Origin of the sequence: Rhodococcus sp. H-CA8f, assembly GCF_002501585.1 — a bacterium.
In the GTDB taxonomy this organism is placed as follows: domain Bacteria; phylum Actinomycetota; class Actinomycetes; order Mycobacteriales; family Mycobacteriaceae; genus Rhodococcus_F; species Rhodococcus_F erythropolis.
This window is the reverse complement of record NZ_CP023720.1, coordinates 4,284,901-4,298,971: the sequence shown is the minus strand read 5'-3', so window position 1 is coordinate 4,298,971 and position 14,071 is coordinate 4,284,901. Positions and strand designations below refer to the sequence as shown.

The 14,071-nt window shown below is 60.7% G+C and carries 1 protein-coding gene; it reads left to right on the top strand.

All coding sequences use genetic code 11. The features are described 5' to 3' along the window. The first annotated feature begins 93 nt into the window (after positions 1-93). Positions 94-13,953 carry a non-ribosomal peptide synthetase gene (locus CPI83_RS19985; RefSeq protein WP_097387615.1) on the top strand — a complete coding sequence of 4,620 codons (13,860 nt, stop codon included), beginning with the start codon at positions 94-96 and terminating at the stop codon, positions 13,951-13,953. Positions 13,954-14,071 lie beyond the last annotated feature (118 nt).

Genomic DNA, 14,071 nt, shown 5'->3' with positions numbered 1-14,071 from the left:
CATTCAGTATTTGCCCAGTGAACGCCTCCGGCCGAGCAGAACGCTGTGCTCGGCCGGGGCGCACTTCACGAAAGTCAGTTGGAGGAAGTGTAGATGTCCGTCGGTATTCCGGGACCGCAGTCGCTGACGATCGAAGATCTGCCGAAGTTGGTAGCTGCAGTTGCGGCGGTAGATCCTGATCGTGTGGCCCTGAGCCACGGTGGAACCGAAATCAGCTACGGACGACTCAATGACGAGTTGGTCACTCTCGACACCGCGATGGGTGGGGCATTGGGGGCGGATGCCCTGGTTCCTGTTGTCGTTTCCACGGTGCTGCCGGAGCTGATCGCCAGCGAGGCCGACGGTCTCGGCGCGGTGGTCGACCGGCTCATCGCCGACGGCACTTCGATCGTCGAGGTCGCGTCCGAGGCCGACGCACACGTGACCCTAGCCGGACTCTTCGACGAGCAGGTCGAGCGGACGCCGGATGCGCTCGCGCTGGATTACGCCGGAACGCAGCTCACTTACGCGCAGTTCGACGCGCGAGCGAACCGCCTGGCCCGTGAACTCGTCGCGGCAGGTGTCGGACCGGACAGCCTCGTCGGTCTCGCGATGCGTCGATCGATCGATCTCCTCGTCTCGATGTACGCGATCGTCAAGGCCGGCGGCGCGTACGTTCCACTCGACCCGGATCATCCTGCCGACCGTCTCGCTTACGTACTCGAGATCGCGAAGCCCACGGCTGTGCTCACACGTACGTCCGATGCCGTGGTGCTGCCGCACGGTACGCCCACGCTCGACGTCGACACCCTCGACTTGTCGGGTCGTGCCGAGACAACTGTCACCGACGCCGACCGGTTGGCGCCGCTGCGCGCGGACAACACTGCGTATGTCATCTTCACGTCCGGATCGACCGGACGCCCCAAAGGCGTTGCAGTCTCTCACCGTGCCATCGTCGCGAACCTGCAATGGCGTCAGACCGAGTACGGATTCACTGCGGACGACGTGATCTTGCAGAAGACGCCCTTCACTTTCGATGTGTCCGTGTGGGAGTTCTTCTGGCCGCTGCAGGTCGGTGCATCGCTGGTGATCGCGGAACCCGACGGACATCGTGATCCGGTGTACGTGGCTCGCACGATGATCGAGCGCGGAGTGACGGCGGTGCACTTCGTGCCGTCGATGCTCGCCGTGTTCGTCGCCGAACCCCTTGTTGCGCAGGTCAAAACCCTTCGCTACGTGTTCGCTTCCGGTGAGGCGTTGCCGGCTCGAACCGCGGCACGTCTGCGCGAGGTCAGCAGTGCTGGACTCCACAATCTGTACGGCCCGACCGAGGCTGCCGTCGACGTGACTTATTACGAAACCGGTGAGCGAGATCAGGTGTCCGTGCCGATCGGCGCGGCCGTGGCAGACACCGAACTCCTGGTGCTCGACGACGCGCTCCGGCCGTCGCCTTCAGGAGTGGCAGGAGAGCTCTATCTTGCCGGGATTCAGCTGGCCAGGGGATACGTGTCGCGTCCCGATCTCACGGCAGACCGTTTCGTGGCTCGGCCGGGCACTACCGACGGATCGCGGATGTATCGAACCGGAGACCTGGTGCGTTGGCGCGGCGTCGGAGCGAACCGCCAGCTCGAATACATCGGTCGCACTGACTTTCAGGTCAAGCTCCGCGGTCTGCGCATCGAACTCGGTGAGATCGAGGCGGCACTGCTCGATTGTGAAGGTGTTTCCCAAGCCGTGGTGATCGTCCATTCGGACGAAACGATCGGTGACAACTTGGTCGCGTACATCGTCGGCGAGGGCATCGATTCAGAGATTCTGACGTCGTCGCTGGGTGAACGGCTACCCGACTACATGGTCCCTGCCATGTTCGTCGAACTGGACGAGTTTCCGCTCAATGCCAGCGGCAAGCTGGATCGAAAAGCCTTGCCCGCACCCGAATTCGTGTCGAAGACGGTCGAGTACCGCGAGCCTGCGACACCCACCGAAGCCGGCGTGGTCGCGATCTTTGCCGATCTACTCGGGCAGGATCGGGTAGGGGCAGACGACGGCTTCTTCGAGCTGGGCGGCAACTCGTTGCTCGCCACTCGCGTGGTTGCGCGGATCAATGCCGAACACGGCATCTCCATCGACATGCGCAACTTCTTCGACGCACCCACCGCCGCAGAACTTGCCGTCTTCATCGACGAAGCGAAAATCTCAGAAGACCGCAAGGCTCACGTTCCCCTGATCCCTCGCGAGCGCCCCGAGTTGGTTCCGCTGTCTTTGGCGCAGCAGCGCATGTGGTTCCTCAACCGATTCGAACCAGAATCGGCAGTCGACCACATTCCGGTCGCGCTGCGTCTCAGCGGAGCGCTCGATGTCGATGCCTTGCAGGGCGCGCTCGAAGATTTGATCGAGCGGCACGAGATCCTTCGAACCGTGTACCCGGAGGTCGACGGCGTCGGATATCAGCGCTTGGTCGACCTTGCAGCCGTGGTACCGAACCTGACTCCCATACGGGTAGACGAGTCGGCGATCGTCGAGCGCGTGACCGACTTCGTTACCCCGGGGTTCGACGTGACCACCGAGGTTCCGATTCGGGCGGCACTCTTCCAACCCACCGCCGACGAATTTGTCCTCGTGTTCGTCGTCCATCACATCAGCGGTGACGGGTTCTCCATGGGACCGTTGACCAAGGACATCGTTTCGTCCTATGTGTCTCGGACACAGGGAATTGCGCATGATCTGGCTCCGCTGCCCGTACAGTTCGCCGACTTTGCACTGTGGCAGCGCGAAGTTCTCGGCAGTGAGGACGACCCGGATTCTCTGATCACTCGCCAGGTCGACTACTGGCGCCACGCGTTGGCCGGTATCCCCGATCAGCTCGATCTTCCGTCGGACCGCCCGCGCCCGCGCGTCGCGTCGAACCGGGGAGCCGGGCACACATTCACGATCGAGCCTGACCTTCACCAGGCTCTCAATCGAATTGCGCTGGACAACAACGCATCCCTGTTCATGGTGTTGCACAGTGCCGTGGCGATTCTGCTGGCGCGGTTGTCCGGGACTTCGGACATCGTGATCGGCACACCGGTCGCCGGTCGAGGCGATCAAGCTCTCGACGACCTGATCGGAATGTTCGTCAACACACTCGTCCTCCGCACGGAGGTTGATCTCGAAGCTTCGGCACGGGACATGATTTCGCGGGCGCGCGAATCCGACCTCAGCGGCTTCGGGCACGCCGATGTGCCATTCGAACGACTGGTGGAGGTACTCAACCCCGCCCGGTCTCAGGCACGGAACCCGTTGTTCCAGGTGATGCTCTCGCTGCAGAACTTGGGACAGAGCATGCAGCAAAGTCTGGAGGTTCCGGGACTGCGCATTTCCGGACTGGACGTAGAGTCGTCGGCCGCGAAGTTCGACCTCCAATTCACTGTGTGGGAATCGGACACCGCGGACAAGGTCGGTGGTTTGACCGTCGCACTGGTCTATGCGACCGACCTGTTCGACGAGTCGTCTGCCAAATCAATCGGAAAGCGGTTGATTTCAGTTCTCGAAGCAATGGTTGCCGATCCCTCGGTGCGGGTTGGCGATGTGGATATGTTCGATTCGGGTGAGCGATCTTTGGTGCTCGAGTCGTGGAATGGCACTGCGCATGAGGTTGCGGATGTGTCGTTGGTGGACGTGTTCGATGCTCAGGTGGAGGCGTCGCCGGATGCGGTAGCTGTGTCGTTCGAGGGTGTTTCGCTGTCATATGCGGAGTTCGATTCGCGGGTGAATCGTCTTGCCCGGTACCTGGTTTCGGTGGGTGTGGGGCCGGAGTCGTTGGTGGGTGTTGCGGTACGTCGGTCGGTTGATTTGTTGGTTGCGGTTTACGGCGTGCTCAAGGCTGGCGGTGGGTATGTTCCGGTAGATCCGGATCAGCCTGCGGAGCGCAATGCGTACGTGTTGGAGTCGGCGTCGCCGGTATGCGTGATCAGTACCTCTGACGTTGGATTCGATGCCGGTGTGGTGCCGGTGGTCGAGGTTGATGTTGTTGATGTGTCTGGTTTTTCGGATAACCCTGTCTCGGATATTGATCGGGTCTCGCCTTTGCTGTCGGGGAATGCGGCGTATGTGATTTTCACGTCGGGGTCGACGGGGCGTCCGAAGGGCGTGTCGGTTTCGCATGCGGCGATTGTGAATCGGTTGGCGTGGATGCAGGACGAGTACGGGTTGGATTCGTCGGATGTGGTGTTGCAGAAGACGCCGTTCACGTTCGATGTGTCGGTGTGGGAGTTGTTCTGGCCGTTGCAGGTTGGTGCTCGGTTGGTGGTGGCCGTGCCGGATGGGCATCGTGATCCGCGGTATTTGACGTCGGTCATTGTGGGGGAGGGTGTGACGACGGTGCATTTCGTGCCGTCGATGCTCGAGGTTTTCGTGACGGATTCGTCTGTGGCTGGGTGTGTTTCGTTGACTCGGGTGTTCGCGTCAGGTGAGGCGTTGCCGGCGAGTGTTGTTGCCGACGTGTGGGCTGTGTTGCCGGGTGTCGGGGTGCACAATTTGTATGGTCCGACCGAGGCTGCGGTGGATGTGACGTTCCACGAGGTGGTGCCGGCGGATGTTCTGGGGGTGCCGATCGGTGCTCCGGTATGGAATACGCAGGTGTTTGTTCTGGACTCTCGATTGAGTCCGGTGCCGGTAGGTGTTGCGGGTGAGCTGTATCTGGCGGGTGTTCAGCTGGCTCGTGGATATGTGGGTCGGCCGGATTTGTCGTCGGATCGATTTGTGGCGAATCCGTTCTCGGGTGATGGTGGGCGGATGTATCGCTCGGGTGATGTGGTGCGGTGGACTGCGTCGGGCGAGTTGGAGTACATCGGTCGTAGTGACTTTCAGGTGAAGTTGCACGGTTTGCGGATCGAGCTCGGTGAGATCGAGTCGGTGATTCGTGAGCACGAGTCGGTGTCGTCGGTAGTTGTGGTTGTGCGTGAGGATGTGTTGGTTGCGTACGTTACGGCCGCTGGTGGTGTGGTGGACGTTGACGAGTTGAAGAGAGTTGTTGCGGGTCGGCTGCCGGGTTACATGGTGCCGGCGGTGGTGATGGTGCTGGATGAGTTGCCGTTGGGTGTGTCGGGGAAGTTGGATCGGAAACTTCTTCCGGATCCGGTGTTCGTGGCGCGCGAGTTTCGGGCACCGTCGAGTGTCGCCGAAATCGCTGTGGCCGGCGTCTTCGGAGATGTTCTCCGGTTGGAACAGGTCGGTCTGGATGACGACTTCTTCGAGCTCGGCGGAAACTCTTTGGTCGCAACGCAGTTGGTGGCTCGCGTAGGTCAAGCGCTCGACACTCAGGTTCCGGTGAGAGTGTTGTTCGAGGCTTCGACCGTCGAAGGTTTGGCAGCGCAGGTTGAGTTGATCGCAGGGGCAGGAGGGAGGGCCGCGCTCGTGGCCCGCCCACGGCCGGCGTTGATCCCACTCTCACTAGCTCAGCAGCGAATGTGGTTCCTCAGCCGCTTCGATCCTGATTCTGCCGTCAATAACATTCCGATCGCCTTGAATATCAAAGGCGCCCTGAATGTTTCGGCGCTGAGTCATGCGATTTCGGATGTAATCGAACGCCACGAATCGCTCCGGACCGTCTACCCGGAGCAAGGTGGGCAAGGGCAGCAGGTAGTCCTCCCGTCGTCCGAGGTGCCGGTTGAACTGACACCGAAGGTCATCGACGCCTCACGCGTTCACAACGAACTTCTGAGTTTCGCGCTCCAGGGTTTCGACGTGACGTCAACCGTTCCGGTTCGCGTCGGGTTGTTCGAACTTGCTGAGAATTCGTACGTTCTGGCCTTCGTTGTGCATCACATCGCAGCGGACGGGTTCTCGATGCGTCCGCTGACTCGGGATGTCATGTTTGCCTACGCCGCTCGGGTTTCGAACGGCGTTCCGAATTGGACTCCGCTCGAGGTGCAGTACGCCGATTATGCCCTCTGGCAGCGGGAGGTCCTCGGCGACGAGGACGACCCGAATTCGTTGATCTCGGCTCAGCTGGACCACTGGCGCTCCGTCCTCCGTGATTCTCCGGAAGTGCTTGCGTTACCAGCTGACCGCCCCCGCCCGGTCGTCGCCTCGAATCGTGGCGCTACGTACCGCTTCTCCGTCAGCGAAGAGCTTCGGTCGAGCTTGGACTCACTCGCACGCGAGCGGAACGCGTCGCTGTTCATGGTGATGCATTCGGCCCTCGCCGTGCTTCTCGCAAGGTTGTCCGGTACCAGTGACATCGTGATCGGTACTCCGGTTGCCGGGCGAGGCGAAAAGGCGCTCGACGATGTGATCGGTATGTTCGTGAATACGCTGGTCCTGCGGACTCCTGTCGACCTCGCCAGTCCGTTCAGTGCACTCGTCTCGGCAACGCGGAGGACGGACCTTCAGGCGCTCGGCAACGGCGATGTTCCGTTCGAGCGATTGGTCGAGGTACTGGACCCCACCCGATCGCAGGCACATCACCCGCTGTTCCAGGTCGCGCTGTTCTTTCAGAACATGTCCCAGGATGCGTTGGAGCTTTCGGGGTTGGAGGTGTCGGGCCTCGAGTTCGATGCCGGTATCGCGAAATTCGATCTTCAACTTACTCTCGCTCCCCGTGTCGAAGATGCGCTCGAAGACGGCATGTTCGCCGAGTTCGCATACGCCACAGATCTGTTCGACGAGTCGACGATTCGTGGATTCGCCGATCGGTTCACCAGGATCCTCGAGCAGGTGGTCGTGGATCCGTCGATCACTGTGGGTGACATCGATCTGTTGGAGGAGACCGAGCGCGAGTCGCTGTTGACTGCGCGCAACTCCACCGCACGTGACGTCGGGAACAGTGAGACATTGGCTTCGCTGTTCGACACTCGCGTTGCGTTGGCGCCCGATGCTGTTGCCGTGGTGTTCGACGGCCAGTCGCTGACCTATGGCGAGGTGTCCGATCGTGTGAACAAATTGGCACGCAAGCTGATCGACGATGGTGTTGGGCCCGAGTCGTTGGTGGCCTTGGCGATGCGTCGGTCGCTCGATCTCGTAGTGGGTATGTACGCGGTGATCGCCGCGGGCGGAGCCTACGTGCCATTGGATCCCGATCACCCCGCCGAGCGGATCGGGCACATCCTCACGACGGCCGATCCAGTCTGTGTGCTGTCGACGACGAGGGACGCTTTCGTAGCGCCGAACGGCGCCGACGTGCTGTTGATCGATGCTGCTGACCTCTCGAGCTATTCGCCTTCCGTCGTTTCCGATGCTGATCGTCGTGGTCGACTGCGTGATGTGAATGCCGCCTACGTGATCTTCACCTCGGGTTCCACGGGCAAGCCCAAGGGCGTTGCGGTCTCGCATCACGCCATCGTGAACCAGGTCCTGTGGATGCAGGATCAGTACGCCATCGGCACAGAAGATGTCTATCTGCAAAAGACTGCAACGACATTCGACGTCTCGTTGTGGGGATACTTCACCGCGCTTCTGTCCGGTACGAGAGTGGTGCTGGCATCTCACGACGGACATCGAGATCCCGCGTATCTGGCTGGTCTGATCGAAGATCATCGGGTGACGTTGACGGACTTCGTTCCGTCGATGTTGACCGTCTTCGCGACGTCGGTTCCGGAACACGCATTGGTGTCGCTGAGGGACGTATTCGTGATCGGTGAGGCATTGCCGCTCGAGACGGTGCGTGCATTCGCTCGGGTGTCCTCTGCAGGTTTGCACAATGTGTACGGCCCTACCGAGGCTGCGGTCTCGATCACCTACTACGAGGTCGACGGATCGGAGTCGACAGGTACTCCGATCGGTGTGCCAGAGTGGAACTCGCAGGTCTACGTGTTGGATAGTCGGTTGCATCCGGTGCCGGTAGGCGTTGCAGGTGAGCTGTATCTGGCCGGTGATCAACTTGCGCGCGGTTATGTCGCGCGACCCGATCTCACCAGTGATCGCTTTGTCGCGAACCCATTTGTGGAGGCGAGCGACACGAACGGTGAAGTAAATGCCGGTGGCAGTCGGATGTATCGCACCGGGGACCTGGTGTGGTGGAACACCGCAGGCGAGCTCGAGTATGTCGGGCGTACCGATTTTCAGGTCAAGTTCCGTGGTCAGAGGATCGAACTGGGTGAGATTGAGTCAGCTCTTCTGGCGCACTCGACGGTAGCTCAGTGTGTGGTCACTGTGGCATCCACCGATATGGGCGATCAGTTGGTCGCGTATGTGATCGCTGTCCCGGATTCTGTGGTCGACGTAGAAGCCCTGAGGAATGCGCTTCCTGAATCGCTACCTGTCTACATGATTCCGAACGTGATCATGATCTTGGACGAGTTTCCTCTGAACTCCTCTGGGAAGTTGGATCGGAAGTTGTTGCCGGAGCCGGTATTCGAGGCTGCGGTCTTCCGGGCCCCGGTCACGCCGGTAGAGCAAATTGTCGCTTCTGTTTTCTCGGCGGTACTCGGGGTCGAGCGAGTGGGTCTCGATGACGACTTCTTCGCACTCGGCGGAAACTCTTTGATCGCTACTCGAATGGCAGCTCGGTTGGGGCAGGCGCTCGATGCGCAGGTTCCGGTGCGGGTGTTGTTCGAGGCGTCGTCGGTGGAGTTGTTGGCCGCACGGATGGAGTCGGAGATCGGTTCGGGTGCGCGGGCGGCGTTGACGGCTCGGGTGCGTCCGGAGCGGGTGCCGTTGTCGTTGGCGCAGCAGCGGATGTGGTTCTTGAACCGTTTCGATACGACGTCGTCGGCGAACAATATTCCGGTGGCGATTCGGTTGTCGGGGTTGTTGGATGTGGCGGCGTTGGATGCTGCTGTGTCGGATGTTGTTGCGCGGCATGAGATTTTGCGGACGGTGTATCCGGAGGTCGACGGTGTCGGCTTCCAGGAGGTGTTGTCGGCGGATCGGGTGCGGTTGGATTTGTCGCCGGTTGTGGTGTCGGAGTCCGATGTCGTTGGTGCGGTGACGGAGTTTTTGTCGACCGGTTTCGATGTGGCGGTGGAGGTTCCGGTTCGGGCGCGGTTGTTCGCGGTGTCGGAGTCGGAGTTCGTGTTGGCGTTGGTGGTTCATCACATCAGTGGTGATGGTGTGTCGATGGGGCCGTTGACGCGTGATGTGATGGTGGCGTACGAGGCTCGTTCTCGGGGTGAGGTTCCGGGGTGGGCGCCGTTGGCGGTGCAGTATGCGGATTACGCGTTGTGGCAGCGGGAGACTCTTGGTTCGGAAGATGATGCGGGGTCGTTGATTTCGCGTCAGATCGGGTTCTGGGAGTCGGCGTTGGCGGGGTTGCCGGATCAGTTGGATTTGCCGGCTGATCGTCCGCGGCCTGCGGTGGCGTCCAATCGTGGGGCCAAGCATGCGTTCGTCATCGGAGAAATTGAGCATTCGTCTCTGAAAAAGATAGCGCGTGAGTCGAATTCGTCGTTGTTCATGGTGGTGCATGCGGCGTTGGCGGTGTTGTTGGCGCGGTTGTCGAGTACGTCCGATATTGCGATCGGTACTCCGGTGGCGGGTCGTGGTGAGCAGGTTCTCGATGATTTGATCGGGATGTTCGTCAATACGTTGGTGTTGCGAACGGAGGTGGATTCTTCGGAGTCGTTCTCGGAGTTGTTGGGCCGGGTTCGTGAGGGTGATCTGGGTGCGTTTGCGCATGTAGATCTCCCATTCGAGCGTTTGGTGGAGGTGCTCAATCCGGCGCGGTCGCAGGCGCGCAATCCGTTGTTCCAGGTGATGCTGTCGTTCCAGAACATGGAGCAGTCGGTGCTTCGACTTGGTGATCTGACAGTTGCGGGCGTCGACGCCAACACCGTGGCGGCGAAGTTCGATCTGCAGTTGACCATGGTCGAGCAGTTCGACGAGTCCGGTGCGCCGGCGGGGATGGCGGCGCAATTCACGTATGCGACGGATCTGTTCGACGAGTCGACTGTGGCTGGCTTTGCCGACAGGTTCGGGCGCATCCTTGCTGCGATCACCGTCGATCCGTCAGTTCGGTTGGGTGATATCGACGTACTTACTGCTGCTGAGCGCAGCAACCTTCTCAGCTGGTCCACTGGTGGGCGCACAGCGTTGGCAGGGGCCTCCCTGACTGCGATGTTCGACGAACAGGTTGGGCAGACCCCTGATTCTCTTGCCGTCGAGTGCGATGGCGAGGCGCTGACCTACGGGCAACTCGACGCCTACGCAAACGTGGTGGCCGAGCGATTGACGGCGGCCGGCGTCGGTCCGGATGACGTCGTCGCGTTGATCGTGCCGAGGTCGGTCGAGTGGGTCGTAGGTATGTTGGCGGCGTGGAAGGCGGGTGCTGCGTACGGGCCGATCGATCCGTCGTACCCACAGGATCGGATCGAAGCGATAATTGCCGACACTGGCGCCCGATGTGCGGTGAGTACGACGACTCTCGATCTGGCGGTGGACGTCATCGTCCTCGACAGCATCATTCGCGATTCGCCGATTGTGGAGGGGCCGACGGATCGATGGCGTGAGCTCGGTGCGGGGGACCGCTTGGGGTATGTCATTTCGACATCCGGTTCGACTGGTCGTCCGAAGCCGACGTTGGTGCCGATGGCGGGCATCGAGAATACGGTGGCCTGGTATCGCAGCGAGTTGCCCGAAACTGGTGCTCTTTTGATCGCGTCTTCACCCAGTTTCGACCTGACGCAGAAGAACGTCTGGGCAGCGCTGAGCAGCGGTCGGACCGCAGTGCTTGCCTCAGACGGTTTCGATCCGGATGCGATCGTCGCTCGCGTCGGGCACGGTGACGTCGCAGTGGCGAACATGTCGCCGAGCGCATTCGAAGCCGTGGTGGATTCCGATGAGGAGTCTGCTCTGAGCGTTCTCGATGTTGTGTTCCTTGGAGGCGAGTCGATCCGGCTCAATCGTCTTGGCAGTTTGTTGTCAGGCGGCGTACGCCTGGTGAACAGTTACGGCCCGACGGAAGCGTCGGACGTGGTCTCGTTCCACGCAGTGACTGCGCATGACACCGTCAGCGTTCCGATCGGTGCACCGGTGCCGAACATGGATCTGTTCGTTCTGGATCGGTCGTTGGGTATGGTGCCGCCGGGCGTGATCGGCGAGTTGTATGTCGGTGGTGTCGGTGTCGGTCGCGGATACGGAAACCGAGCAGCGTTGACGGCGGAGCGTTTCGTCGCCAACCCCTTTGCGGGCGGGGAAAGGGGCGCCTCAGATGGCGGCAGCAGGTTGTATCGAACCGGCGACCTCGTCAGGTGGAACGGTCGGGGCGAGCTCGAGTACATCGGCCGATCGGATTTCCAGGTCAAACTGCGGGGGCAGCGTATCGAACTCGGCGAGATCGAATCTGCTCTGATCTCGCACGAGGCGGTTTCAGATGCGGTGGTCGTCCTGCACAGCGATGCGACGTTCGGCGACAGCCTGGTCGGGTATGTCGTGGGAACTGCAGTAGATGCGTCCGAAGTTCTGGAGTCTGCCCGGGCCGTGCTTCCGACGTACATGGTGCCCTCGAAGGTTCTTGTCCTCGACGAGCTTCCTCTCAATGCTTCGGGCAAATTGGATCGAAAGGCTCTCCCGTCACCGGTATTCGAGGCAGCAGAGTTTCGGGCGCCGGTCACAGCGGTGCAGGAAATTGTTGCGTCGGTGTTCGGAGATGTGTTGGGCGCGGAGCGGGTCGGTCTGGATGACGATTTCTTTGCGCTGGGTGGTAATTCGTTGATCGCTACCAGGTTGGCAGCAAGATTGGGACAGGCGCTCGATGCGCAGGTCCCGGTGCGCGTGCTGTTCGAGAACTCGACAGTGGAAGGTTTGGCTGCAGTAGCGCAAAAGACCGCAGGTTCCGGTGCGAGGATGGAGTTGGAGGCGCGGGAACGTCCAGAACGTCTTCCTCTGTCCTTGGCCCAGCAGCGAATGTGGTTGGTAAACCAGATGGATCCCGGTTCTGCGGCATACAACATTCCGTTGGCTCTGCGATTGACAGGGAACTTGGATGTCGCGGCTTTGCGCCAGGCTCTTCACGACGTTTTGGTTCGACATGAGTCGCTCCGGACCAGCTACCCGAGTGACATCGAAGGGCCGGTTCAGAAGATCGTCGCGATCGACGAACTCCTTTCGCCTCTCGAAACGATTCAGGTGGACGACGAGGCCGCGGCGTTCAATCGCGTCGTGGAGTTGGTGACGACCGGATTCGACGTCGCTCAGGAAGTACCTGTACGCACTGGGTTGCTCGAGTTGGGGCCGGCAGACTTCATATTCGTCTTGGTCGCTCATCACATCGCCGCTGACGGTGAATCGATGGGACCTCTGGCCCGAGACATGATGGTCGCCTATGAGGCCCGCATGCGCGGTACCGCGCCGTCGTGGACGCCGTTGACTGTTCAGTACGCGGACTTCGCGATCTGGCAGCGCGAAGTGCTCGGTAGCGTCGACGAGATCGGCTCGCAGGCTGCACAGCAACTCGACTTCTGGCGCCGGACGTTGAACGGTGTGTCGTCGACGCCCGGATTGCCTTCCGACCGTCAGCGACCCGCGCAGATGTCTGCAAAGGCCGGTGTCTCGGAGTTCTCCGTCAGTGCGGACACGGCGACGCGGCTCAACGAGATTGCGCGCGAACACAACGCCACATTGTTCATGGTTGTGCATGCCGCGCTTGCAGTTCTCATCTCACGGTTGAGCGGAAGCCGAGATTTCGCGATCGGAACAGTTGTAGCCGGGCGAGGTGAGCAGCAACTGGACGACATAGTCGGAATGTTCGTCAACACGCTCGCACTCAGGACCGCTCCGGACCTCGGAGCAGGATTCGGCGAATTGGTCTCGCTGGTTCGAAATGTCGATCTCGAGGCATTTGCGAACGGCGACATACCGTTCGAGGAAGTTACCGGCGCGTTGTCGGCGTCAGCGAACGAGCTTTTCCAGGTTGCACTGTCGGTCGAACCGATGGCAGGAGCCGAGTTCAGTCTGCCGGATCTGAAGATCTCGGCAGTCGAGGGTGTGGAGGCGACTGCGAAGTTCGACCTCCAACTCAATCTCAGTTCTGATCCGATCACAGGAGGACTGATTGGCCATTTGGTTTTCGCCGCCGATCTTTTCGACCAAGCGACCGCCGACGCACATGTCGAGCGATTCGTACGCGTTCTCGATCGGGTGTCCTCGGATCCTTCACGTCCGATCGGTGACATCGAACTGCTCACCGACTCCGAACGAGCAGAAGTCCTCGGCTCCGTGGACACAACGCCACCCCCGGCCGTTGGCGCTTCGACGGGCCGACTCGTGCCACAGCGATTGGCGAACTCCGTTGAGGCTGATCCTGACGCCGTAGCAGTCGTGTGCGACGAAGAGGAAGTGACATACCACGAGGTCGATGCACGATCATCTCGCCTTGCGCGCCACCTCATCAGTCTTGGGATCGGCCCGGGTGACGCAGTTGCGATGACAGGGCTGCGTGGCATCGAACTGGTAGTGGCGATCTGGGCGCTGTCCAAAGCAGGCGCGGCAGTACTCGTGGGAACTACAACAGGAGCAGCGCGTACGCCTGGAAGAGGAACAAACCCGAGTGTGGCCTTGACGCTGACTTCGGGCAGTGCAGATTCTGATGTCGCGCTGGATACGATCCTCGACCTGAACGAGTCCGGGGTTGTCGAATTGGTGGCGTCGTATTCGAGTCGTTCCGTGAACTACACGGATCGGCTTCGTCCGCTGAGTGGGGACGACGTCGCGGTCGTGGTTACCGGATCACACTCTGACCAGATCACCCATGGAGAGCTCGCAGCGAAGTTGGATGCTATGTCGCAAAAGCACGACGTCGACTACGAATCGCGTTTGATGTACTTCGGTCCCGACGACGATGAAACATCGGTTCTGACGATTCTGCTTGGTGGGGCGGTCGGTGGCGTCGTACTTCTTTCCTCGGAAGAGGCGAAGGACGCAGAGGTACACGAGCTCCTTGAAGAGGAGTGGGTTTCGCACGCGGTTGGTCCGACAGACGTCTTCACAGATGTCGTCGAAGGAGGTCTGCCTGATCTACGCCTGGCCTGTGATCCCGCGACGTGGACTCTGAGCTGACGCCGCCGTTCAGGAAGTCGATGGACTCCCATATCCCGAACAGTCCGATGATGTCCACTCCGCGACAGCTGTAACAATGGTTCGGTGTGTCCGATCAACTATTGGGGCTTTACCGGGA